Annotated in this window: 24 protein-coding genes; 13 read left to right on the top strand and 11 right to left on the bottom strand. The window is 69.2% G+C overall.

From position 1 onward, the window contains the following. The first annotated feature begins 1 nt into the window (after nucleotide 1). Nucleotides 2-1,348: a GH1 family beta-glucosidase gene (locus FZ983_RS08080; RefSeq protein WP_149223021.1), complete on the top strand. Its 1,347-nt coding sequence runs from the start codon at nucleotides 2-4 to the stop codon at nucleotides 1,346-1,348. Here the strand turns inward: FZ983_RS08080 and FZ983_RS08085 are convergent. The 6 genes from FZ983_RS08085 to FZ983_RS08105 form a co-directional block, all read right to left on the bottom strand. Further along, nucleotides 1,345-1,941: a HutD family protein gene (locus FZ983_RS08085; RefSeq protein ID WP_149223022.1), complete on the bottom strand. Its 597-nt coding sequence runs from the start codon at nucleotides 1,939-1,941 to the stop codon at nucleotides 1,345-1,347. The genes FZ983_RS08080 and FZ983_RS08085 overlap by 4 nt on opposite strands. Before the next feature lie 58 nt (nucleotides 1,942-1,999). Then, nucleotides 2,000-2,698 (bottom strand): hypothetical protein, encoded by a 699-nt coding sequence (locus tag FZ983_RS08090; protein ID WP_247883658.1) that lies wholly within the window; start codon nucleotides 2,696-2,698, stop codon nucleotides 2,000-2,002. Nucleotides 2,699-2,945: 247 nt separating this feature from the next. Then, nucleotides 2,946-3,110 carry a hypothetical protein gene (locus tag FZ983_RS34000; protein ID WP_188092263.1) on the bottom strand — a complete coding sequence of 55 codons (165 nt, stop codon included), beginning with the start codon at nucleotides 3,108-3,110 and terminating at the stop codon, nucleotides 2,946-2,948. A 277-nt stretch (nucleotides 3,111-3,387) separates the two neighbouring features. Further along, the gene (locus FZ983_RS08095) at nucleotides 3,388-4,449 is read right to left on the bottom strand and encodes a YihY/virulence factor BrkB family protein (RefSeq protein WP_149223023.1); all 1,062 of its coding nucleotides are present in this window, start codon (nucleotides 4,447-4,449) and stop codon (nucleotides 3,388-3,390) included. A gap of 12 nt (nucleotides 4,450-4,461) precedes the next feature. Further along, nucleotides 4,462-5,325, bottom strand: a complete 864-nt coding sequence (locus FZ983_RS08100; protein WP_149223024.1) for a DUF3618 domain-containing protein — start codon at nucleotides 5,323-5,325, stop codon at nucleotides 4,462-4,464. 167 nt (nucleotides 5,326-5,492) lie between these two features. Then, the gene (locus tag FZ983_RS08105) at nucleotides 5,493-6,092 is read right to left on the bottom strand and encodes a HupE/UreJ family protein (RefSeq protein ID WP_149223025.1); all 600 of its coding nucleotides are present in this window, start codon (nucleotides 6,090-6,092) and stop codon (nucleotides 5,493-5,495) included. A gap of 227 nt (nucleotides 6,093-6,319) precedes the next feature. Between FZ983_RS08105 and FZ983_RS08110 the strand changes: the two genes are divergently transcribed. The 6 genes from FZ983_RS08110 (at nucleotide 6,320) to FZ983_RS08135 (ending at nucleotide 12,523) form a co-directional block, all read left to right on the top strand. Beyond that, on the top strand, nucleotides 6,320-7,501 hold the full coding sequence (locus FZ983_RS08110) for a nickel-dependent hydrogenase large subunit (RefSeq protein ID WP_247883659.1): 1,182 nt from the start codon (nucleotides 6,320-6,322) through the stop codon (nucleotides 7,499-7,501). A gap of 93 nt (nucleotides 7,502-7,594) precedes the next feature. Beyond that, nucleotides 7,595-8,611, top strand: a complete 1,017-nt coding sequence (gene hypB / locus FZ983_RS08115; RefSeq protein WP_149223026.1) for a hydrogenase nickel incorporation protein HypB — start codon at nucleotides 7,595-7,597, stop codon at nucleotides 8,609-8,611. A gap of 17 nt (nucleotides 8,612-8,628) precedes the next feature. Beyond that, entirely contained in the window at nucleotides 8,629-8,874 is a 246-nt protein-coding gene (locus FZ983_RS08120) for a HypC/HybG/HupF family hydrogenase formation chaperone (RefSeq protein WP_149223027.1), read from the top strand. 49 nt (nucleotides 8,875-8,923) lie between these two features. Then, the gene (hypE, locus tag FZ983_RS08125) at nucleotides 8,924-9,970 is read left to right on the top strand and encodes a hydrogenase expression/formation protein HypE (RefSeq protein WP_149223028.1); all 1,047 of its coding nucleotides are present in this window, start codon (nucleotides 8,924-8,926) and stop codon (nucleotides 9,968-9,970) included. Nucleotides 9,971-10,103: 133 nt separating this feature from the next. Continuing rightward, nucleotides 10,104-10,826, top strand: coding sequence for a sugar transferase (locus FZ983_RS08130; RefSeq protein WP_247883660.1), 723 nt, complete (start codon nucleotides 10,104-10,106; stop codon nucleotides 10,824-10,826). 269 nt (nucleotides 10,827-11,095) lie between these two features. Next, entirely contained in the window at nucleotides 11,096-12,523 is a 1,428-nt protein-coding gene (locus FZ983_RS08135; RefSeq protein WP_149223029.1) for a S41 family peptidase, read from the top strand. A 121-nt stretch (nucleotides 12,524-12,644) separates the two neighbouring features. On the opposite strand, the gene FZ983_RS08145 is transcribed toward FZ983_RS08135, so the two are convergent. After that, on the bottom strand, nucleotides 12,645-13,427 hold the full coding sequence (locus FZ983_RS08145) for a 4'-phosphopantetheinyl transferase superfamily protein (RefSeq protein WP_149223030.1): 783 nt from the start codon (nucleotides 13,425-13,427) through the stop codon (nucleotides 12,645-12,647). A gap of 103 nt (nucleotides 13,428-13,530) precedes the next feature. On the opposite strand from FZ983_RS08145, the gene FZ983_RS08150 reads away from it, so the two are divergent. The 4 genes from FZ983_RS08150 to FZ983_RS08165 all read left to right on the top strand — a co-directional run bounded on the left by FZ983_RS08150 (nucleotide 13,531) and on the right by FZ983_RS08165 (nucleotide 16,858). Continuing rightward, nucleotides 13,531-14,511, top strand: a complete 981-nt coding sequence (locus tag FZ983_RS08150) for a phosphoribosylaminoimidazolesuccinocarboxamide synthase (protein WP_149223031.1) — start codon at nucleotides 13,531-13,533, stop codon at nucleotides 14,509-14,511. A 13-nt stretch (nucleotides 14,512-14,524) separates the two neighbouring features. Then, entirely contained in the window at nucleotides 14,525-15,478 is a 954-nt protein-coding gene (locus FZ983_RS08155; RefSeq protein WP_149223032.1) for a D-2-hydroxyacid dehydrogenase family protein, read from the top strand. Nucleotides 15,479-15,504: 26 nt separating this feature from the next. Next, nucleotides 15,505-16,257, top strand: a complete 753-nt coding sequence (locus FZ983_RS08160) for a phosphatase PAP2 family protein (protein WP_149223033.1) — start codon at nucleotides 15,505-15,507, stop codon at nucleotides 16,255-16,257. A 109-nt stretch (nucleotides 16,258-16,366) separates the two neighbouring features. Continuing rightward, nucleotides 16,367-16,858, top strand: coding sequence for a hypothetical protein (locus tag FZ983_RS08165; RefSeq protein ID WP_149223034.1), 492 nt, complete (start codon nucleotides 16,367-16,369; stop codon nucleotides 16,856-16,858). A gap of 44 nt (nucleotides 16,859-16,902) precedes the next feature. Here the strand turns inward: FZ983_RS08165 and lhpI are convergent, their stop codons facing one another. The 4 genes from lhpI to FZ983_RS08185 all read right to left on the bottom strand — a co-directional run bounded on the left by lhpI (nucleotide 16,903) and on the right by FZ983_RS08185 (nucleotide 20,151). Then, nucleotides 16,903-17,805, bottom strand: a complete 903-nt coding sequence (lhpI, locus tag FZ983_RS08170; protein WP_149223035.1) for a bifunctional Delta(1)-pyrroline-2-carboxylate/Delta(1)-piperideine-2-carboxylate reductase — start codon at nucleotides 17,803-17,805, stop codon at nucleotides 16,903-16,905. A 36-nt stretch (nucleotides 17,806-17,841) separates the two neighbouring features. Further along, entirely contained in the window at nucleotides 17,842-18,225 is a 384-nt protein-coding gene (locus FZ983_RS08175; protein ID WP_014189570.1) for a dihydroneopterin aldolase, read from the bottom strand. An 88-nt stretch (nucleotides 18,226-18,313) separates the two neighbouring features. Further along, nucleotides 18,314-19,396 carry a DNA methyltransferase gene (locus FZ983_RS08180; protein WP_149223036.1) on the bottom strand — a complete coding sequence of 361 codons (1,083 nt, stop codon included), beginning with the start codon at nucleotides 19,394-19,396 and terminating at the stop codon, nucleotides 18,314-18,316. An 89-nt stretch (nucleotides 19,397-19,485) separates the two neighbouring features. Next, complete coding sequence (locus FZ983_RS08185) at nucleotides 19,486-20,151, bottom strand: ribonuclease HII (protein ID WP_149223037.1); 666 nt, start codon at nucleotides 20,149-20,151, stop codon at nucleotides 19,486-19,488. A gap of 202 nt (nucleotides 20,152-20,353) precedes the next feature. Between FZ983_RS08185 and FZ983_RS08190 the strand changes: the two genes are divergently transcribed. Both FZ983_RS08190 and FZ983_RS35025 read left to right on the top strand, forming a co-directional pair. Next, nucleotides 20,354-20,851, top strand: a complete 498-nt coding sequence (locus FZ983_RS08190; protein ID WP_014189567.1) for a YchJ family protein — start codon at nucleotides 20,354-20,356, stop codon at nucleotides 20,849-20,851. A gap of 255 nt (nucleotides 20,852-21,106) precedes the next feature. Further along, on the top strand, nucleotides 21,107-21,718 hold the full coding sequence (locus FZ983_RS35025; RefSeq protein WP_149223038.1) for a cold-shock protein: 612 nt from the start codon (nucleotides 21,107-21,109) through the stop codon (nucleotides 21,716-21,718). The last annotated feature ends 131 nt before the right edge of the window (nucleotides 21,719-21,849 follow it).

A 21,849-nucleotide genomic window follows, 5' to 3' on the forward strand; every position in this document is an offset into this window, starting at 1 on the left:
AATGACCGACCCGACCTTTCCCTATCCGCCCGGCCCCTATCCGCGCAATTTCGTCTGGGGCGTCTCCACCTCCGCCTATCAGATCGAAGGGGCTGCGGCCGAGGACGGGCGCGGCGCCAGCATCTGGGACGTCCGCTGCCGCACCCAGGGCGGGGTGGTGAACGGCGACACCGGCGACGTCGCGTGCGACCATTACCACCGGATGCCGGAGGATGTGGCGCTGATGAAGGGGTTGGGCGTCGACGCCTACCGCTTCTCGGTGTCCTGGCCGCGGGTGCTGCCGCGCGGCAAGGGGGCGGTGAACGAGGCGGGGCTGGACTTCTACGACCGGCTGGTCGACCGGCTGCTGGAGGCGGGGATCGAGCCCTGGCTGTGCCTCTATCACTGGGACCTGCCGCAGGCCCTGCAGGATCTGGGCGGCTGGTCGGCCCGCGACTGCGCCGGCTGGTATGCCGACTACGCCGCGCTCTGCGCGCGGCGCTACGGCGACCGGGTGACGCGCTGGATCACCTTCAACGAATTCTCGGTCTTCACCCTGTTCGGCTATGCGATTCCGTGGGCGGCGCCGGGAATCGTCGACCGGGCGCAGCATCTGCGCGCCATCCACCACGTCAACCTCGCCCATGGCGCCGGGGTGGACGTGCTGCGCGATCTGGTGCCGGGCGCCTCCATCGGTGCGATCCACAACCGGCAGGTCGTGATCCCCGAGACCGACACGCCGGAAAACCGTGCCGCGGCGGCGCTGCTGGACGAGCATTGGAACCTCGTCTTCTGCGACCCGCAGATCCTCGGCCATTATCCGCCGCAGACGGCCGCCGCCATCGAGCCTTACGTGCAGGCCGGCGACATGGCGCGCATCGCCCGGCCGGTGGACTGGTTCGGGCTTAACCATTACGGCCCGATCTTCGCCAAAGCCGATCCGTCCCGGACCTGGGGTTACGGCTGGGGCGACGCGCCGCCCGATTCGCCGACCCACGGCGTCGGCTGGGCCATCTTCCCCGACGCTTTCCGGGACGAACTGCTGACCATCCAACGCCGCTACCGCCTGCCCATCGTGGTGACGGAGAACGGCTGCGGCGGCAGCGACACCGTCAGCCCCGACGGCGCCGTCCACGATCCCCACCGCATCAACTACCTGACCATCTACAACGCCGCGATGCGCGACGCGATGGCCCAGGGCGCCGACGTGCGCGGCTATTTCGTCTGGTCGCTGCTGGACAATTTCGAATGGGGCAGCGGCTATGGCCAACGCTTCGGCATCGTCCATGTCGACTTCCAGACCCTGGCCCGCACGCCGAAGGACTCGGCGCGCTGGTACACGGAGCTGATCCGGAAGGCGAAGTCTTAACGCCGCCGCACCTCCGCGTACACGCCCTCCGCCCCCTCCGGCACCTCCACCCGCGCGGTGCCGTCGCGCAGGAGCAGGCTGTGTCCTTCGGGAACCGGCAGAGCGTCCCCGCCATCGGGGGTGACGGTCACGGTTCCGGCAAGGGCGTGGACCAGAACCACATCGCCGCCGGCATCTTGGCCGGCCGGACCCGCCAGCAGGGTCAGGGTGCCGGTGGCCGACGCGCGGTCGAGCATCAGGTTCACGTCGCGGATCGGGCCGGCGGTCGGCTCGCACCACACCGTCGCCTCGCCGGGAAAGGCGAAGGCGGGGTCCAGGCGGCGCCGTTCGACCGGCGGGGCGCCGTCGACGGAAAGGCGCATGCCGTCGCCCTCCACCACGGCAATCAGGCGGTCATAGCCGGGAAAGGCTGAGAATGGACCGGGTTCGACGACATCGGCGATGCTGACCCGCCAGAGGAAGCGCCCATCGGAATTTGGGCCGGAAGTCGGGCCGGAGGTCGGCTCCACCGCCAGTTCGGTGGTGACGCCGCCGCCATTCTTCCAGGGAACGCGGCGGTGATCGGCGGGGCTCAGAAGGGTGACGGTGGGCAAGGTCAGGCTCCGGCGCGGATGAACTCCGCACCGTCATAGCACAGCCGGTGCCGATGCCTCAGGCGAAGAGGTTGAAGCTGCCCATCAGCTTCTGCGTTCCGGTCTGGCCGGTGGGAATCGAATTCAGGCTGCCGATGGCACTGTTCAGCCCATCCAGCGTCGCCTGCTGCCCGGTGGTCAGCGCAAGGCCGGTGTCTCCCTTGGCCGGCGCCTTGGCCACGGTGTCGTAGTCCTTGCTGTAGTTCCCCATCACCAGCTGCATGGCGTAGTTCTTGGGGTCCTTGTCCGACTGGCCCTTGTCGCGGGTGACGCGCAGGGTGTAGTCGCCCTTGTCGACCGTCAGATTGCCGGCCTGCAGCTTCTTGAAGGAGTCGTAATTGTCGCCGGACTTCGGGTCGCTGTCGGCCAATACCCGGCCCAGCCGGTTCATCAGCTGGACACGGACGCCGTCGTCGCCGACCTGACCCATGGTCATCTCACCCTTGGTGGTGACCTTGAACTTGTAGAAATCGACCTTGTCGTTCGCTGTCAGCGTGCTGGCGACGTTCAGGCGGGTGGCGTTCTTGGCGAGCACGCCGATGTCCGTGGCGCCGGCCGTGGTGGTCAGCGCCGATTTCTTGACCGTCTTGGAATATTCCTGGACATCGCCGACGGCCTGATTGCTCTGCGACTTCTTGATGGCCTCGACCGCGTTCTTGATCGACGCGTTGAGGCCGGACACCATAGAGCTGACGCTTGAGAGAGCATCATCCGCCATGATCCGTCATCCTTCTTCCGATCCGACCAACACGCCCAAACCCGGATGCCCAATTTTGAACGCCCGCATTTGAACGCCGCCGAGTAGTACCCATAAGGGTGAGGCCGGCTGCAGCCGCCACCCGGACACGTCTGCCCTAAGGGAGTATACGACAACAGCCGGCGGAACATAGGCAGGATTCGTGATTTTTTTGGTCCAAAGCTGGAATGCGGGGCCTGCACGCCACGGTCGGCGGCCCGACCCCGGCTCAGGATCGCGGCTTTCCCTCCATTTCCGGGTTCGGTGCGGACCGTGTGGCGGTCAGGCCGGCCGGCTGCGGGGCCGACTCGGAGCCGGCCGGTCCGGCGGGTTCGTTGGCCGGGGGGCAGTGCGGCGGCTGGGTGGGGCCGGTGACGACATCGAAATCGAACATGACAACCTCTCTTGCGGATGATGAGGCCGCCCGGATCGCCCGTGTTCGGATTCTGAGGATGTGCAGCCCGTCGAGGGCCGAGGTCACAAACACGAAAGCCGCCGCGGGTCGGTCCGGGCGGCTTCGGGAATAAGCGACAGATGCGCGTTCCTAGGCCGCCGGACGAAACCAGCGGCCAAAATATCGGGAGCGTCCGGAGGACGCGATGGAAAGCGCCTGTTGCATGACAGCGACCATAGCGCGCGGCCGCCGCCCTGCCAAGGGGCATTTTCGCCGATCAGCTTGCCTTGCGCTCGCCCACCGTGTCGGCGACATAGGCATCGCGCTGGCCCAGCGGCCGGGCGGGCCGGCCGTCCCGGTCGGTGGTGTCGCGGGCGGTCTGATGTTCGATTTCGGCGTTCAGCTCGGCCCCCAGCAGCACGACGTAGGAGGTCAGGTTGAACCACAGCAGCAGCACCACGACCGCGCCGACCGACCCGTAGGTCTCGTTGTAGCTGCCGAAATTCGACACATAGATGGAAAAGCCCAGCGATCCCAGCAGCCAGACCAGGGTCGCCGCCGCCGACCCCCAGGTGACCCAGCGCCATTGCGGCTCCCGCCGGTCGGGGGCATAGCGGTAGAAGACGGCAAGCCCCAGGATGATCGCCACCGCCAGGATCGGCCAGCGAGCGAGGCTGGCGATCCAGCCGATCGGCGTGTCCTGCAGCCCGATGATGTTGATCGCGGCCGGCACCGCGACGATCATCACCATGGCGACGATGACGAACAGCAGGCCGGCGACCGTCAGGCCCATCGACAGCAACGCCAGCTTGATGAAGCTCCGCGTCTCCTGCTCGCCATAGGCGATGTTGAGCGCCGTCACCAGCGAGTTGGTGCCGCGCGACGCGCTCCACAGGGTCAGCAGCAGGCCGAAGATCAGGCCGACCCCCAGCCCCTGCGAGGGGGCGGTCGCCACCTTGCGCGCCTGGTCGCTGACGATGGACAGGGCTTCCGGCGGCAGCAGACTGCCCATCTGGCTCAGCTGGTTCTCGATCATCACCGGGTCGGCGACGAGGCCGTAGATGGAGACCAGTGCCGCGATGGCCGGGAAGATCGCGAGCAGCCCGTAATAGGCCACGCCCGCCGCCAGCATCGAAACATTGTCCTTGCTCTGCTCGTCCCATACCCGCAGCAGGATGTCCTTCCATCCCTTCTTGGGAATGTCGGACGGGGTTTCCGCCGACCGCCCGCGCCCGTCCCGGCCTCCGCCGCGACGGTCATTGGCGGCGCGCCCGGCCGCATGGTGCCCGTTCGCACGGTTCCGGTGCTCGTAATAATGGCGGCGGCTCAACCCCAGCATGCTCCGCCCTCCTCAGACCACGGCTTCGCGCAGCGCGCCGACGCGATGACGGGCGGTTTCCACGGCATGGAACTGGGCGCCGATGACGACCTGCAGGTGATCGTCCGGCGCATCGCGCAGGGCATCGCGGAACAGGGCCAGCGTACCGTCCAGCCCGCTTTCCAGCCGGGCCAGCAGGTCGCCCCGCCCGGCCGTTCCGCCGACGCCCGCCACGACGCTGCGCGCGCTCGCCTCCGCCAGGCCATGCAGGGGCGACCAGATCCGGCCGCCGTCACCCGCGGTCTCGATCCAGCCGCCGCCGTTGCGCAGTTCGGCGTCCAGTTCCATGGCGCTGCGGTCGAGCTGGTCGGCCAGGGTTTCCAGGCGGGAGGACAAGGCCGGGTCGGCGATGGTCATGTCGGCGCGGCGGAAGGCATCAGAGCCGTCGCGGCAGGCGGCGATCAGGTCGGTCAGCAGATGCCGGCTGCGCGGGTCCAACTGTCGGCCGCGGGGATCGTAATCGTCGAATTCGGTGGTGGCCTCCGGGGTGCGGGCGACCGCCCAGGCGAGCCAGAGGGCGCCGACGCCCATCAGCGCCACGGGAATGGGGTTTGCGCGGACGGCGCGGGCGATCCGGCCGGACATGCCGTCGCCGCCGCCCTGGATAACGTCGCGCACCACCTGCACAACCCCGCCGGACATCTGGCCGGGCGACAGGCGGAATTCGATCTCGTCGATCACCGAGTCCATGCGGGCGCGGATCGACTCGATCTCGTGCTCGATATCTTCGGGCCGCCGGTTCTGCGTCGCTGTCGTGGCCCCGGCAGCGGCCTCGCGGTCGGAGGGAACCGACGCGGACGGAGCGGCGGGCGGAATGGCGTCGTTGTGGTTGGTCATGCCGGACGTCTCCTGTGGGGGCTGCCGGCTTGCAACACCAGGGGAAGACGATTGTTCCGGCCTGACCTGCACAGGAAAAGGGCCGAAAGGTCTTCCTCCCGGCCCCGTCCTTCAACACACGAATCCGCCGCCCGCGATCGGGCGAGCCGGACTCGGGCCAGCCGGACTCAGGCGAGCGTGACCAGCGCCACGCCACCCAGCCCGATGGCCGCGCCCAGGCCGCGCAGGACGAGCCCGCCCTTGCCTTCGCGGGCGAAACCGCGCAGCGACAGGGCCACGGCGACGCCGGCCCCATGCAGCAGGGCGGTGGCGAGCGCGAAGCCCAGGCCGTAGAGCAGCGGCTGCGCCGCCTCCGGCATCTCGGCCCCATGGGCATGGCCGTGGAACAGCGCGAACAGCGCGACCGCCGCCAGCGACACCGGCAGCGACAGGCGCGACTGCGCGGCGATCAAGGCGCCCAGGACGATGACCGAACCGGCGATCCCCAGCTCCACCGCCGGCAGGCCGATGCCGGCCATGCCCAGCAGGCCGCCGCCGAACATGGCGGTGACGAATGCCGCCGGCAGCGCCCACAACGCCGCACCGCCGCGCTGCGCCGCCCACAGCCCGACCGCCACCATGGCCAACAGATGATCCCAGCCGCCGACCGGATGCAGGAAGCCGTGGACGAAACCCGCATCATGGGCGCCGAAGGTGTGGGCGTCGGCAACCGCCGGCAGCACCAGCCCGGCCAGCAGGACGGCCGAGGCGAGGGGGAAACGTTTCATGGACAATCATCCTCTGATGTCGTGTCGCGCCCGCCACGACCCTCCCGCCCGACGCATGGGGAGCCGGGCTGCATGGCGCGGTTGGGGCGAAGTGTAGCAGAAAGCGTCATCTCGGCCATGCCCGAGACACCGGGTCGACCCGGCCGGATCTACGTATTTTGACGCAGGTCAATGAGTTGCACCCCGGTTCCGTCAGGATGGATCCGCCGCCGCCCCAGGACTTCGCCATGACCGCAGCCACATTTCCCGCAGAGGGATCGGTATCCGTCCGGCTGTGGCTCGACGGCAATACGGGCGGCAATACCATCGTCCGGGCAGAGGTCGCCGCCCGCCGCCCGCGCGCCGTCGCCGCCCTGGTCGGCCGCCGGGCGGAGGAGGCGGTGCGGCTGGCCCCCCTGCTGTTCAGCCTGTGCGGAACCGCGCAGGGGCTTGCCGTCGCCCGCGCCTGCGAAGCGGCGCTGAACATCGACGCGGGCGCGCAGGAAACCGCGAGGCGCCTGCTGACCGACGCGGAGGCGCTCGACAGCCACGGCTGGCAGGCGGTCGTCGAATGGCCGGCGCGCCTTGGCGCGCCTCCCCGGCCGGCTGCCCTGCGCACCCTGCGCCAAGCGGTGTCCGCGGTCATGCCGGCGCTCTATCCGGCCAAGGACGGGCTGCGGCCGGGCGGCGGCGTCCTTCGGCCCGATGAGGCTGCGCTGCGGGGCGCGCTGGACCGGATGAATGGCTGGCTGGAGGAGGAGGTCTTCGCCGGACCGGTGCCACGGGATGCCGACGAGCTCGCCCGCTGGGCCGGCCAGGGCGCCGGCGACGCGGCGCGTCTGGCCGCCCGGCTGCTGGACCCTGATCTGGCCGGCTGGGGAGCCGGCGGCGTGCCGCTGCTGAGCGAAAGCGGGCCGGACTGGTTCGCCGCGGCGCTGTCCGGCGATCCGGCCTTCGCCACACGGCCGCAGCATGAAGGCGGTCCGGCGCTGACCGGGCCGCTGGAACGTCAGGCGGCGCACCCGCTGGTGGTTTCGGTGACGGAGCGCTTCGGCGACGGGCTGGCCCGGTTGTTCGCGGCGCGGCTCGCCGATCTGGCGGAGCTGCCGCGGCGGATGGAGGCGGCCATCGCCGATCTGCGCCCGGCCGATCCGGCGACGGCGGCAGGTTCGGCGCCGGGCACGGGTTGCGGCGTGGCGGAGACGGCGCGCGGGCGGCTGGCCCATTGGCTGCGGCTGGACGAAGCGGGGCGGATCGCCGATGCCCGCATGGTGGCCCCGACCGACTGGAACTTCGCCGCGGACGGCCCGCTGGCGCGCGGACTGGCCGGCGCCGAGGTTCGCGGCCGCGACGATGCGGCGGAGCGGGCGCGGCTGCTGGTCGCGATGCTCGACCCCTGCGTCGCCTGCGGCATAGAGGTACACGAATGACGATCTCTTGCCGAAGCGGCCGGGCCGTCCGATGATGGGTTGCCGAACGGATGAAACGGTCGCTTTGCGGATCGAAGAGTGGGAGAGCGCGTGATGTGCACGGTTTGCGGTTGCGGAGAAGGCGAAACCCGGATCGACGGCAAGGCCACCGATGCGGAGCATGAGCATATCGGCCCGGACGGCAAGGTCTACCGACACCGCCATGATGGGGGGCACGGCCATGCCCACCACCATCACGACGACACCCACGAGCATGTCGCCCCCGACGGCACGGTGTTCCGCCACAGCCACACCGGGCACGGGCACCATGATCATGATCATGATCACGGGCACGACCATGGCCATGACCACGCGCATCACCACCACCGTCCCGACCGCCCCGACGCCATCGACGGCGGCGCCGCGCTGAACCAGCCGCGGCTGATCACCATCGAACGCGACATCCTGGCGAAGAACGATGGGCTGGCCGCCGTCAACCGCCGCCGTTTCGCGGAGCGCGGGGTGTTCGTGCTGAACCTGATGTCCAGCCCCGGTTCGGGCAAGACCACCCTGCTGACCCGCAGCCTGACCGACCTGAAGGGCCGCTTCCCGGTCGCGGTGATCGAGGGCGACCAGCAGACCAGCTTCGACGCCGACCGCATCCGCGCCACCGGCACCCCGGCGGTGCAGGTCAACACCGGCAAGGGCTGCCACCTCGACGCCTCCATGGTGGCGCAGGCCGCCGACAAGCTGGCCGCGGAGGGCGGATTCGCCGAGGACGGCGTGCTGTTCGTCGAGAATGTCGGCAATCTGGTCTGTCCCGCCGGCTTCGACCTGGGCGAGACCCACCGCGTCGTCGTCCTCTCGGTGACGGAGGGGGAGGACAAGCCCCTGAAATACCCGGACATGTTCGTCCGCGCCGACCTGCTGGTCGTCAACAAGATCGACCTGCTGCCCCATCTGACCTTCGATGTGGAGCGGATGATCGGCTACGCCCAGCGCCTGAACCCGTCGCTCGCGGTCATCCAGCTGTCGGCCACCACCGGCCAGGGGCTGGAGGAGTGGTACGACTGGATCGCCGACGGTCTGGCGGAAGCCCGCGCCTCCCACGCCGCTTCCGCCGCCGTCTGACCCGAAGGACCGCCGCCATGTGCCTTGCCGTTCCAGCCCTGGTCACCGCCCTGCTGCCCGACGACCGCGCCACCGTCAGCTTGGGCGGCGTCACCTCCACCTGCTCGCTGGAGCTGGTGGAAGGCGTCGCCGTCGGCGATCACGTGATCGTCCATGTCGGCTACGCCCTGTCCCGCCTGGATGCCGAGGAGGCCGAGCGAACGCTCGCTCTCTTGGCCGAGGTCGCGGACGCAGAAGCCAAAGGCGCCGAAGCCGCGGCCTGACCCGCGCACGTCATTCCCACACACCCGCCGACCACCCGGACCACCCGCCATGACCGACCGCCGCCTCTTCACCCGCAAGCTCGACATCGCCCGCGGGGCGGTGGACATGACCCACGGGTCGGGCGGCAAGGCGATGGCGCAGCTGGTGCGCGAGCTGTTCGCCGCCGCCTTCGCCAACCCGTATCTCGACCAGGGCAACGATCAGGCCGCCTTCGACGTGCCGGGCGGGCGCATGGTGATGACGACCGACGGCTTCGTCGTCTCGCCGCTGTTCTTCCCCGGCGGGGACATCGGCTCGCTGGCCGTCCACGGCACGGTGAACGACGTCGCCATGGCCGGCGCCGTGCCGCTGCACCTGACCGCGGGCTTCATCATCGAAGAGGGCTTCCCGCTCGCCGACCTGAAGCGGGTGGTCGACAGCATGGCCGCCGCGGCACGCGAGGCCGGGGTCGCCATCGTGTCCGGCGACACCAAGGTGGTGGAGCGCGGCAAGGGCGACGGCATCTTCATCACCACCACCGGCATCGGCATGGTGCCGCCGGGCGTCGCCCCCTCCGGCGACCGGGCGCGGCCGGGCGACGTCATCCTGGTCAGCGGCACCATGGGCGACCATGGCGTCGCCATCATGTCGACCCGCGACAATCTGGGCTTCGAGACGGCGATCCTGTCCGACAGCGCGGCGCTGAACGGTCTGGTGGCGGCGATGGTGGCGGCGGTGCCCGACGTGCATGTGCTGCGCGATCCCACCCGCGGCGGTCTGGCGACGACGCTGAACGAGATCGCCCACCAGTCTGGCGTCGGCATGCGGCTGCGCGAGGCCGAAATCCCCGTTCGGGCGGAGGTCACCGCGGCCTGCGAATTGTTGGGGCTGGATCCGCTCTACGCCGCCAACGAAGGTAAGCTGATCGCGATCTGCGCGGCGGAGGAGCGTGACCGGATGCTCGCCGCCATGCGCGACCACCCGCTGGGACGGGATGCCGCCTGCATCGGATGTGTGGTGGAGGACCCCCATCGGTTCGTTCAAATGGAGACCCGCTTCGGCGGCCGCCGGATCGTGGATTGGCTGACCGGAGAACAGCTTCCCCGGATCTGCTGACCCGTACCGGCGGGCTAACTCACCCTTTCCAAAAATCCTGTCCCTTCGGCAGGACCCCTTTCGCGCGCTGGCCGTTGCCTCTCTCGGATGGTCCTATGCTCTGACCAGAGACGTTCAGCGACGAGAGATTATTATGGCGTTGTCCAACATCGCTCTTTTGGGCGCACCCCGCCTGGACCCCGGCCGCATGGCCGGCACCCGGTCGGCGATGCAGGCGATGGACCGGCTTCCCGGTTGCCCTCCCCTGCACAGGCACCGGGTGAAGCGTGCCTTCGACATCGTCGGCTCGCTGGGGCTGCTCGCGCTGTTCGGACCGCTGATGCTGGTACTGGCCTGGATGGTGGCGCGCGACGGCGGTCCGGCGGTGTTCGGCCACCGGCGCGTCGGCGCCGATGGACGCTCCTTCACCTGCCTGAAGTTCCGCTCGATGGTGGTGAACTCCGCCGAGGTGCTGGAGCGGCTGCTCGCCACCGACGAGACGGCGCGCACCGAATGGCTGGCGACGCGCAAGCTGCGCAACGACCCGCGCATCACCCGGGTCGGCCGCTTCCTGCGCAAGTCGAGCCTGGACGAACTTCCGCAGCTGATCAATGTCCTGCGCGGTGATATGAGCCTGGTCGGCCCCCGCCCGATCATCGACGACGAGGTCCCCTATTACCGCGCCTGTTTCCCCTTTTACACCCGCTGCCGCCCCGGCCTGACCGGGCTGTGGCAGGTCAGCGGCCGCAGCGACGTCGATTACGTGCGCCGGGTCCAGCTCGACACTGCCTATGTGGTGGGGTGGAGCTTCTGGACCGACATCGGCATCATGCTGCGCACCGTGCGGGTGGTGGTGAAGGGCAGCGGCGCCTACTGACCATCCTCCTCCCACCCTCCGAAAGCACTCATCCCTTCACACCGGTCGCGCGTCCCATCGGGGCGCGCGACATTGCTGTTTGCGCACACCATTTCCGGTAGGGGAGCCCTGCAGCGGTCCCCGTTGCATGACACTCTTGCCGAATCCGGGGTGGACTTTGAGAATGGCGGAACGACGTGCTAGGGTCGGGCCAACCGGCGAAACCCTGGTATAAGTGAACGATGAGCGTAAGACCGCCGGCCGGACCGGCCAGTCAAGAGGGGCCTAGGATGGCGAAGCTGCTGGCTGCCTTGCTGCTGATGATGGTGGCGATCGGGCCCGCCTGCGCCGTGGCGCCGACCAGCCGTGCCGACACCGTTGCGGCGCTCGACCGATACCGCACCGATTTCGCGAAGATCCGCGGCTACGGTTCGCTGTCCGCCGCCGACCGCAACTATGTCCTCTTCTCCGACGCCATGCGCCGCGTCCTGACGGAGCATGTGAAGCCCTTCGATCCGCAGGTGCTGGTCGACAAGGCGGAAGACGGGCTGAAGAAGAAGAAGGCGGAGAACCCGCGCGCCAGCGACCGCATGCTGACCGAAGCGGCGCTGGACAGCATGCTGGGCTCGCTCGATCCCTATTCCAGCTTCCTCGACAGCGAACGCTACCGCTACCTGCGCGAACAGACGCAGGGCGAGTTCGGCGGCCTCGGCATCGAGGTGACGATGGACGAGGAAAGCGGCCTGATCAAGGTCGTGTCCCCCATCGACGGCTCGCCCGCCGCCCGCGCCGGCCTGCGCAGCGGCGACCTCATCGCCCGCATCGACGACGTGGCGGTCAAGGGGCTGAACCTGCACGACGCCGTCGCCCGCATGCGCGGCCCCGTCGGCAGTTCGGTCGCCCTGTCGATCCGCCGCCCGCCGGCGACCGACGCCAACACCCGCGTCTCGCTGACCCGCGCCATCGTCAAGATCCAGCCCGTCCGCTACCGGCTGGAGGGCAATGTCGCCTATGTCCGCATCGCCACCTTCAACCAGTCGACCTCCTCGGCGCTGGATGCGGCGGTGGAGGACATGCGCCGGCAGGCGAAGGGCCGGCTCACCGGCGCCGTCATCGACCTGCGCAACAATCCCGGCGGCCTGCTGGAGCAGGCGGTGCAGGTGGCCGACCGTTTCCTGGAGACGGTGGACATCGTCTCCGTCCGCGGCCGTGACCCGGAGGAATCCCGCTCCTACCGCGGCACCTCGGGCGACCTGCTGGCCGGGCTGCCGGTGGTGGTGCTGATCAACAGCGGCTCGGCGTCGGCTTCGGAGATCGTGGCCGGCGCCCTGCAGGACCATCACCGCGCGCTGCTGTTCGGCTCCCGCTCCTACGGCAAGGGGTCGGTGCAGACGATCTCCTCGCTCAGCGTCGACACCGGCATCCGCCTGACCACCGCCCGCTACTACCGCCCGTCGGGGGCGCTGGTGGACTGCTTCGGCGTGTCCCCGAACCTGGAGGTCAAGCCGACCCACGGCAGCACCGAGGAAACCCACCCCGACCCGGCGACCTGCGACGCCAACGCCCCGACCCCGCCCAAGCCGCAGGTCTGGATGGCGCAGGACATGTGCCCCGACGTGATGGACAAGGCCCCGCGCCCCGACGACGACCGCCCGCTGGAATGCGCCGTCTCCGCCATCCGCAACCGCCTGACCGGCACGCTGGCCGGCGGGGAGTGAGGGCAGTAGAGATCCCCTCTCCCCCCCGGGGAGAGGGTTAGGGTGAGGGGGAAGCGCGGCGAGGATCTTCAAAAGCCGAGCACTCTCCCGCTCCCCGAAAAACCCACACTCTGCATCCCCCTCACCCCGGCCCTCTCCCCGGGGGGGAGAGGGAGCCGTCCATCACCCGCGTTTCCACCGTCCAACCCGTCCCATGCGCCGCGATGGCGGCGACGGTGCCCGGCAGCACCCGGCGGTCGAACAGGCTCCAGTCGGCCGGAACCCCCACGTCCCGCCGCAGCCCCTCGCCGATCTCCAACAGGGCCGGCGGCGCACCCGGCGTCACCTCCACCGCGAACTTGTCGAGCGGCATCGACAGCCCGACGCCGGCCGCCTTGATGAAGGCCTCCTTCCGCGTCCAGGCCAGCAGGAAGCCCTCGTCCCTGCAGTCGGGCGGCAGCGCCTGCAGGGACGCGCGCTCGGTCGCGTGGAAGAAGCGGTCGGCGATGCCGTCGGCGCTTTCGATCGGGCGCAGCCGTTCGATGTCGACGCCGATCCGCCCCTCCGCCGCCACGGCGATGGCCAAACTGTCCTCGCTGTCGCTGAGGTTGAAGGACGGACCGCCGGGCAGCGCCGGCTTGCCGTGCGTGCCGTAATCGAAGACCAGCGCCGCCGGGTCGCGCCCCGTGCAGCGCCCCAGCAGCAGCCGCAGCAGCCCGCGGCGCAGCACGAAGCGGTCGGTCAGCCGTTCCATCAGAAAGCGGTCGGCACGCTCCACCTCGTCGGCGGACAGCAGGGCGCGCATCGCCCCTTTCTGCGCCGAAAGCTCTGCCAGATCGGCGAACCAGACGCGGACGACTCCGGGCCTCAGGACATAGTCGCCCGCACGCCCGCACGCCGGTGCGGTGATGCTCACGTCATGCATCGGACAGCGATCCTCCCTCCTAAATTAGCGTCCTGGCTCCGGCAGGGGTTTCGGGTATCATGCGCGCCTCTCGCATCCGCCCCTGCATCCGGACCAGGATCCCATGGTTGACACCGCCCTGCTTGCCCCGCACCTGACCAACGTTCTTCGCGACGCCTTCATCCCGGAGCTGCCCAATCATTACCGCGGCAAGGTGCGTGAAAACTACGACCTTCCGGATGGGCGGCGGATCCTCATCACCACCGACCGGCTGTCGGCCTTCGACCGCGCCCTGACCGCCATCCCTTTCAAGGGGCAGGTGCTGACACAGACCGCGCGCTTCTGGTTCGAGGCGACGAAGGACATCTGCGCCAACCACGTCCTGGAATACCCGGACCCCAACGTCGTGGTGGCGAAGCGGCTGACGATCATGCCGGTCGAGGTCGTGGTCCGCGACTACATGGCGGGCACCACCGGCACCTCGATCTGGTCGATGTACAAGCAGGGTCGGCGCGAGATGTACGGCCACATCTTCCCCGACGGTCTGCGCCAGAACCAGAAGCTGGGCACTCCCATCATCACGCCGACCACCAAGGCTTTCGACGCCGGCCATGACGAGGAGCTGACCGCGACCGAGATCGTGGAGCGCAACCTGCTGACCCGCGCCCAGTGGGACGAGGTGTCGGACAAGGCGCTGGCCCTGTTCGCCCGCGGCCAGAAGATGGCGGCGGAGCGCGGCCTGATCCTGGTCGACACCAAGTACGAATTCGGCTTCGACGAGGACGGCAACATCCTGCTGGCCGACGAGATCCACACCCCCGACAGCTCGCGCTACTGGTTCGCCGGCAGCTATCAGGAGCGGTTCGAGGCCGGCGAGAAGCCGGAAAGCTTCGACAAGGACTTCGTCCGCAACTGGGTCGTCGCCCGCTGCGATCCCTACACCCAGGACGTTCCGGAGATCCCCGCCGACGTGGTTCTGGAAGCCGCCCGCGTCTACATCGAGGCCGGCGAGACCATCACCGGCCGCCCGTTCGAGGTGCCGGCCACCGCCGTTCCGATCCTCGACCGCATCCGCGCCAACCTGGCACCCTACTTCACCAAGTAAGGGGCCGGGCTCCATGCGCGTCGCCATCCTCGATGACTACCAGGGGGTCGCGCGCGACCTCGCCGACTGGTCGCAGCTGCCGCCGGGGAGCGACCTGACGGTCTTCGACAAGCCGTTGGGCGATGAGACGGCGGTGGCGGCGGCGCTGGAGCCCTTCGACGTTCTGGTGATCATGCGGGAACGCACGCCGTTCCCCGCATCCCTGATCGGCCGGCTGCCGAAGCTGAAGCTGCTGGTCACCACCGGCGCCCGCAACAACGCCGTCGACCTCGCGGCCTGCGCCGCCCGCGGCATTCCCGTCTGCGGCACCCGCATGGTCGGCGCGCCGACGGCGGAACTGACCTGGGGCCTGATCCTGGCGCTGGCCAAGCGCATCCCGGCGGAGGAGCGGGCGCTGCGCGAGGGCCGCTGGCAGACCGGGCTGACCGGCGATCTGGCCGGCAAGCGGTTGGGCCTCGTCGGTCTCGGCAAGCTCGGCAGCAAGGTCGCCCAGGTCGGTCAGGCCTTCGGCATGGAGGTGGTGGCCTGGAGCTCCAACCTGACCGACGAGCGTGCCGCCGCGGCCGGCGTGACCCGTGTCGAAAAGCGCGAGCTGTTCGCCACCTCCGACGTGGTCAGCGTCCATCTGGTGCTGAGCGAGCGCACCCGCGGCGTGGTGGGTGCGGCGGAGATCGGCGCGATGAAGCCGACCGCCTTCCTCGTCAACACGTCGCGCGCCGGGCTGGTGGACGAGGCGGCGCTGGCCCATGCGCTGCGCCACGGCCATATCGGCGGCGCCGGCATCGACGTCTTCCCCATCGAGCCTCTGCCGAAAGACAGCCTTTGGCTTGACCTTCCCAACACAGTGCTGACGCCCCATCTGGGCTACGTGACGCGGGAGAATTACGCGGTGTTCTACCGCGACGCTCTGGAGGACATCCTGGCCTGGACGGCCGGTTCACCGGTGCGGCTGCTCTCTCCCGCCTGAACGGGAAACAGAGGCGGAGGGCACCGGTGAGCTGGCGGGACAGGGTTGGAGACGGCGTCCGGGGCGGCTTCTGGGCAAGGATGGGCCGGCACCAGCTGGGCATGCTGGTCGGCATGTCGGTGGTCGCCGGCCTGCTGTTCGGTTTCGTCGAACTGGCCGGCGAGGTGATGGAGGGCGAAACCAGCGCCTTCGACAAGCGCCTGCTTCTGGCCCTGCGCGACCCGCTGAACCCCGAACAGCCCGGCGGCCCCTGGTGGCTGGCGCGGGTGGCGCGCGACATCACCTCGCTCGGCAGCACCACCATCCTCACCATCGTCACCGTCGCCACGCTGGGCTTTCTGCTTCTGCTGCACAAGCGGGCGGCGGCGCTGCTGGTCCTGGTGTCGATCGGCGGCGGCGGGACGCTCAGCGCCCTGCTGAAGATGCTGTTCGACCGCGCCCGCCCCGATCTGGTGCCGCACGGCGATCAGGTGATCTCCGCCAGCTTCCCCAGCGGCCACGCCATGCAGTCGGCCGTGGTCTACCTGACGCTGGGCGCGCTGATGTCCCAATTCGTCGAGGGCCGGCGGACCAAGGCCTATCTGCTGACCTGGGCGATGCTGCTGACGCTCGTCATCGGGTCGAGCCGCGTCTATCTGGGCGTCCATTGGCCGACCGACGTGCTGGCCGGCTGGAGCGTCGGCGCCGCCTGGGCGGCCTTCTGCTGGATGATCGCCGAATGGCTGCAGCGGCGCGGCGCGGTGGAGCAGGACCGGCCGGAGGCAACGGCGGGGCGTTGAGAAACCGGCAACTGGCGGTGCGTCGCACAAAAGGGTTAACAAGCGGGTTGAATACGGACGCTTGCCCGCCGATAGTGTCGGCCCTAACCCTTTCGGATCAGGCCGCATCATGCCTCACGGCACCCTCGACCGCGAAACCCTCGAAGCCGTCGGCGTCCTTGCCCGCGCGGTGGAGCGCGAGCGGGTGCCCGGCGTCCTGGAATGCCGCCTGCTGGCGAACGCCCTGAAGCGTACGCTGGACAGCGGGCGGGAGCGCGAGTTGACCGAAGCATCGCGCGTCTTCCGAACGCTCGACACCGATCTGCGCGACCGCATCGTCGCCCGCGCGCGGGTGGAGGCGCAGCAGGCCCGTGCGGAAGCGAAGGGCAAGACCATCGACCGCGATGTGATGACCCAGGAAATCCCGGCCGTCACCCGCCGGGCGCCGGAACCGAAGGGACGCGAACCGAAAGCGCGTGCGGGCTCCAATTTCCTGGCGGCTCTCAACGGCCTGCGTCCGGCCACGACCAACGGCAGCCGCGGTGCCGCCCGTGACCGCCTGCGCGCCGCAGTCGATTCCCAGCGCCGAGTGGGACAGCGGGCGGAGCCGACGCTGGAGTGATCGAGAGGGGCGGCGGCTCAGGCCGACGCCCGTCTCCTGCACCCTTACCCCTGCCCCAGCGCGCAACGCGCGGCGGCCAAATCCCATGCCGCACAGCCGACGCTCTTGAACAGGCGCGGGCGTCCATCCGTCGCCCGGCCGTCCAGCGCATCGACCAGCGACTTCACCGTCGTCCAGTCCACGCCGGCTTGGATGAAGTCGCCGGCCTCGTGGCGGGCGCCGGCCGGATCGTCGACGAACAGCTCGCTGCCATGGACGGCGGTCGGGCCGAACTCCGCCATCTCCGGCTTGAAGGCACCGACACCGACCAGCAGGCGGTCCGGACGCGGCGTCTCGTCATAGATGGGCGCAAGGCTGGTGGTCAGCGCGATCACCACCTCGGCGGCCGGATCGACCGCGCCGCTCATCGGCCGCAGGTCCACACCCTGTCCGGCCTGCTTGGCGCAGAAGGCGGCGGCGCTGTCCAAGCTGCGGCTGTGAACGTCGACGCGGATGCCGGGAAACAGCGCAGCGAGCGCCGCGACATGGCCTGCCGACTGGGTGCCGGCGCCGAGCAGCGCCACATGGCGCGGGGCCGGAGCCAGCGTGCGGATCGCCAGCATCGACACGGCGGCGGTGCGGCGCGCGGTGACGGTCGGGCCGTCTAGGATCAACTGCGGCGCGCCGGTCAGGGCATCGAAGGCGCTGACCACGCCATGGATGGTCGGCAGCCCCTTGGCGCCGTTGCCGGGATTGACGTTCACCAGCTTGTGGATGGCGATGTCCGCCGCCGTGGCCGGCATCGACAGCAGCACGCCGCCATCCGGCAGCGGCAGCACCTGCCGTTCCGGGCTGGTGATGCGGCCGGCGGCGTAATCGCGGGCGGCTGCGGCCACCGCGTCGCACAGGGACGGGAAAGGAAGACGGGCGGCGGTCTGGTCGGCGGTGAGCACGGCGAGCAAAGACACGGGGAGCGGCTTCCTCTCTTATGAGTTGGAAAACGGTCAGGCGCGGGCGCGCTCGATCTCCACGCCGACGCTGGCGGCGTCGGGGAAGACATCCAGCTTCTCCACCCGCACCTTGGCCATCGTCACCCGCGCGTCGGCGAGGCAGCGCTCGGCGATGCGCTCCGCCAGCGTTTCCACCAGCGTGACGTGACCCTGGGTGACCACGCCCTTGACGATGGTCGCCATGTCCTCGCCGGTGACGCCGGGGGCGATCACCTCGAGGTCCAGGTTCAGGCGGATGCGCTGGGGCTTCGCCCGTTCATGGGCATAGACGCCGATCAGCGCGTCCATCACCAGATCGCGCACGAAACAACGGGTGGACAGCGCCGCCGGGGCCGAGCGCGGCACCGGGGCGGTGACGGTGGCGAAGAGCTTGTTCATGGACGAAAGCCCTAACACGGCGGCGCCACCGCTGCCAAGCAGCCGACCGGGACAACGCCCATGCCGGACGGACAGGTCTGGGGCGGACTCAGTGCATTTCCGAGCGGATGCGCTCGCGCAGCACGTCGATCGGACGCAGATCCTCGCCCTCCTCGTAATGCCAGAAGGTCCAGCCGTTGCAAGCCGGCAGCCCGGCCATGGCGGCACCCACCTGATGGATCGAACCGCGATGGTCCCCGCGCGGGCCGGAGCCGATCAGCGTGCCGTCGGCGCGCACGCGGGCGGCGACGCGGCGGCGCTGGTCGAACAGGGTCGAGCCGGGGCGGAGCAGCCCGCGTTCCACCACCCAGCCGAAGGGGATGCGCGGCGCGCTGCGCTTCGGCGGCGTGTCGAGAATCGCCGCCTCCGGCGCCTCCTCCACCGCGTCGATGCGGGCCTGGGCCGCCTTCACATAGGTGTCGTCGCGCTCCAGCCCGATCCATTTGCGGCCGAGCCGCTTGGCGACCGCGCCGGTGGTGCCGGTGCCGAAGAAGGGATCCAGCACCACGTCGCCGGGGCGGGACGACGACAGGATCACCCGGTACAGCAGCGATTCCGGCTTCTGCGTCGGATGGGTCTTCTTGCCGTCCTCGTCGCGCAGACGTTCGCCGCCGCTGCAGATCGGCAGCAGCCAGTCGCTGCGCATCTGAAGATCCTCGTTGAGGTTCTTCATCGCGTCGTAATTGAAGCGATAGCGCGCATCCTTGTCGCGGGCCGCCCAGATCATCGTCTCATGGGCGTTGGCGAAGCGGGTGCCGCGGAAGTTCGGCATCGGGTTGGTCTTGCGCCAGACGATATCGTTCAGAATCCAGAAGCCCAGATTCTGCAGCGTGGCGCCGACGCGGAAGATGTTGTGATAGCTGCCGATCACCCACAGCGAGCCTTCCGGCTTCAGGATGCGGCGGGCGGCCGTCATCCAGTCGCGGGTGAAGCGGTCGTAGGTCTCGAAATCATCGAACTTGTCCCACTCGTCATCCACCCCGGCGACGCGGGTGTGGTTCGGCCGCAGCAACTCGCCGCCCAACTGCAGGTTGTAGGGCGGATCGGCGAAGACGAGATCGACCGACGCGGGCGGCAGATCGTTCATGAGAGCGATGCAATCGCCGACCAGGATACGGTTTTCAGGGAGCATTTTACGACCGGCAAAGAACTGGGACTCGGCCGGACAATGAGTCGCGGCCGAGTCGCCGTCAACAGCTTTCTTTGCCAAGTGACGACGGCTCAGCCGCTTAGTGCCTTTTGCCGTTTCACTGGTGCAAAACTGACTCGGTGATGCGGCGTGACACCATGGCGGGCCAGCGCGTCCAGATGCTCGGGCGTCGGATAGCCGGCATTTCGATCCCATCCATAGTGTGGATACTGGGCCGACAACCGCAACATCTCGCTGTCGCGCGCCACTTTGGCGAGAATAGAGGCGGCGGCGATGGACTGGCTGCGGCTGTCGCCCTTGACGACCGCCACCCTCTCGCACGCGATATCCGGGGTGAATTTTCCATCAACCAGCGCCCCGTCGGGGGCCGGGCCCTGCAGCGCCAGATAGGCCCGCTTCATCGCCAGCAGCGTCGCCTTGTGGATGTTCAGTTCGTCGATCTCCGCCGCCGACGCTTCGGCAATGGCGAAGGCAAGCGCATGCGCCCGGATCGCCGGCTCGATCTCCTCGCGCAGGCGGCGGCTGACGGCCTTGCTGTCGTCGATCTGGGCGGCGATCTCCGGCGGCAGCCCTTCTGGCGGCAGCACGACGGCGGCGGCGACCACCGGGCCGCAGAGCGGGCCGCGCCCGACCTCGTCGATGCCGCAGACGCGGCGGCCGGGTCCGAAGCCGGCTTCCAGCGACAGGTCCGGACGTGCGCGGGGAACGGCGGCTTTGCGGGGCGCTTTGGCAGGCATCGGCGGACAGCCTTCCGGAAGGGGAGATAGGGCCGCTTGATAGCGGCAGCGGAATCCGGGCGCAAGGCCGCGGCCATTTGCGTCAACCAAGCTCTTGAGAAGCGGCGCACGGCTGCGCTATGGATGCGCCCCGCGAAGCCCACCCGCCCCTCCAGGACGGCGGCTCGCGACGCCGGACCACGCCATCACCCGAGAGCAGGCCATGACCGACACGACCCAGACCGCCGCCGAATGCCCCTGCCGCTCCGGCAAGCCGCTGGACGCCTGCTGCGGTCCCTATCTGGCCGGCATGCCCGCCCCGACGGCCGAAGCGCTGATGCGCTCGCGCTATTCCGCCTTCGCCACCGGCAACATCGACTATCTGCACGACACGCTGCTGCCCAGCACCCGCGACGACTTCAACCGTGAAGAAATCGAGACCTGGGCCAAGAACAGCGTCTGGACCGGCGTGGAAATCCGCTCCACCGAGGCCGGCCAGCCCGGCGACAGCGAAGGCATCGTGGAGTTCGTCGCCCGTTTCAGCATGAACGGCAAGCCGATGACCCATCACGAGACCAGCCGCTTCACCCACCAGGACGGCCGCTGGTTCTATGTGGACGGACAGCTGGGCGCCCGCCCGCGCAGCGGCCCGAAGGTCGGCCGCAACGACCCCTGCCCCTGCGGCAGCGGCAAGAAGTACAAGAAGTGCCACGGCGCCTGAGCCTGCACGCCTGACGGTCGGCCCCTGAGTCGCGGTTGAATCGGCACGCTGCACCTGCACAATTTCGGCGAAATCACCCCGCCCCGCCCACCAGACGGGCGGCGGCGGTGCTTTTGTTGTGCGCGTGGGGTCGAATCGCGCAATGACGATTGAATTATGGGTCGGAACCGATCATCCTTCGATGGCCCTGTTCCGGGTCTCCCTCTTTGGTGCCTTACCGGGATGGGGTTTAACACGACAGATGAGACGATACTGATGTTCGACCGTCCGCAGCGCTCTTCCTTCCGCGCTCCTGAAATCACCCAGCGCGACATCCGCGCCACCGTCAAGTGGTTCAACGCCACCAAGGGCTTCGGCTTCGTCACCCCCGACGACGGTTCGCCCGATGCCTTCCTGCATTCCACGGTTCTGCAGTTCTGCGGACACGACAGCCTTCCCGAAGGCGCGACCATCACCTGCGATCTGTCGCGCGGCCCGAAGGGCCCGCAGGTCGCCACCATCCACGCGGTCGACACCTCGACCGCCGCTCCGAGCCGTCCGCGCGCCCCGCGCGAGCGTGACAGCTGGGGCAACGACGGCGGCTACGGCGGCGGCAACAGCTACGGCGGCGGCAGCCGCGGCGGCTACGGCGCCGACAGCTACGGCGATTCGGACAGCGGCGAGCTGGTCGACGGCACGGTGAAGTGGTTCAACGTGTCGAAGGGCTTCGGCTTCATCGCCCCGTCCACCGGCGGCAAGGACATCTTCGTGCACATCCGTGCACTGGAGCGGTCGGGCATCAGCGGCCTGGACGACGGTGCGCAGGTCCGCGTCACCATCCGCCAGGGCGCCAAGGGCCCCGAGGCTCAGCGCATCGAGATGGCCTGATCTCTCATCGGTCGTTGTGATGTGAAAAAGCCCCCGCTCCATTGGAGCGGGGGCTTTTTCATTTCACCATGACTCCAGCACCGAACTTCGCTGGACTACGCCGAAGCCCGATACAGCAGGTTTATCAATAA

Origin of the sequence: Azospirillum sp. B21 (assembly GCF_008364825.1) — a bacterium.
In the GTDB taxonomy this organism is placed as follows: Bacteria; Pseudomonadota; Alphaproteobacteria; order Azospirillales; family Azospirillaceae; genus Azospirillum.

Bases quoted from the DNA above. Each gene is read 5' to 3' on its own strand.
- FZ983_RS08080 (WP_149223021.1), top strand. From the start codon at position 2: ATGACCGACCCGACCTTTCCCTATCCGCCCGGCCCCTATCCGCGCAAT.
- FZ983_RS08090 (WP_247883658.1), bottom strand. From the start codon at position 2,698: ATGGCGGATGATGCTCTCTCAAGCGTCAGCTCTATGGTGTCCGGCCTC.
- FZ983_RS34000 (WP_188092263.1), bottom strand. From the start codon at position 3,110: ATGTTCGATTTCGATGTCGTCACCGGCCCCACCCAGCCGCCGCACTGC.
- FZ983_RS08095 (WP_149223023.1), bottom strand. From the start codon at position 4,449: ATGCTGGGGTTGAGCCGCCGCCATTATTACGAGCACCGGAACCGTGCG.
- FZ983_RS08100 (WP_149223024.1), bottom strand. From the start codon at position 5,325: ATGACCAACCACAACGACGCCATTCCGCCCGCCGCTCCGTCCGCGTCG.
- FZ983_RS08105 (WP_149223025.1), bottom strand. From the start codon at position 6,092: ATGAAACGTTTCCCCCTCGCCTCGGCCGTCCTGCTGGCCGGGCTGGTG.
- FZ983_RS08110 (WP_247883659.1), top strand. From the start codon at position 6,320: ATGACCGCAGCCACATTTCCCGCAGAGGGATCGGTATCCGTCCGGCTG.
- hypB (WP_149223026.1), top strand. From the start codon at position 7,595: ATGTGCACGGTTTGCGGTTGCGGAGAAGGCGAAACCCGGATCGACGGC.
- FZ983_RS08120 (WP_149223027.1), top strand. From the start codon at position 8,629: ATGTGCCTTGCCGTTCCAGCCCTGGTCACCGCCCTGCTGCCCGACGAC.
- hypE (WP_149223028.1), top strand. From the start codon at position 8,924: ATGACCGACCGCCGCCTCTTCACCCGCAAGCTCGACATCGCCCGCGGG.
- FZ983_RS08130 (WP_247883660.1), top strand. From the start codon at position 10,104: ATGGCGTTGTCCAACATCGCTCTTTTGGGCGCACCCCGCCTGGACCCC.
- FZ983_RS08135 (WP_149223029.1), top strand. From the start codon at position 11,096: ATGGCGAAGCTGCTGGCTGCCTTGCTGCTGATGATGGTGGCGATCGGG.
- FZ983_RS08145 (WP_149223030.1), bottom strand. From the start codon at position 13,427: ATGCATGACGTGAGCATCACCGCACCGGCGTGCGGGCGTGCGGGCGAC.
- FZ983_RS08150 (WP_149223031.1), top strand. From the start codon at position 13,531: ATGGTTGACACCGCCCTGCTTGCCCCGCACCTGACCAACGTTCTTCGC.
- FZ983_RS08155 (WP_149223032.1), top strand. From the start codon at position 14,525: ATGCGCGTCGCCATCCTCGATGACTACCAGGGGGTCGCGCGCGACCTC.
- FZ983_RS08165 (WP_149223034.1), top strand. From the start codon at position 16,367: ATGCCTCACGGCACCCTCGACCGCGAAACCCTCGAAGCCGTCGGCGTC.
- FZ983_RS08175 (WP_014189570.1), bottom strand. From the start codon at position 18,225: ATGAACAAGCTCTTCGCCACCGTCACCGCCCCGGTGCCGCGCTCGGCC.
- FZ983_RS08180 (WP_149223036.1), bottom strand. From the start codon at position 19,396: ATGCTCCCTGAAAACCGTATCCTGGTCGGCGATTGCATCGCTCTCATG.
- FZ983_RS08185 (WP_149223037.1), bottom strand. From the start codon at position 20,151: ATGCCTGCCAAAGCGCCCCGCAAAGCCGCCGTTCCCCGCGCACGTCCG.
- FZ983_RS08190 (WP_014189567.1), top strand. From the start codon at position 20,354: ATGACCGACACGACCCAGACCGCCGCCGAATGCCCCTGCCGCTCCGGC.
- FZ983_RS35025 (WP_149223038.1), top strand. From the start codon at position 21,107: ATGTTCGACCGTCCGCAGCGCTCTTCCTTCCGCGCTCCTGAAATCACC.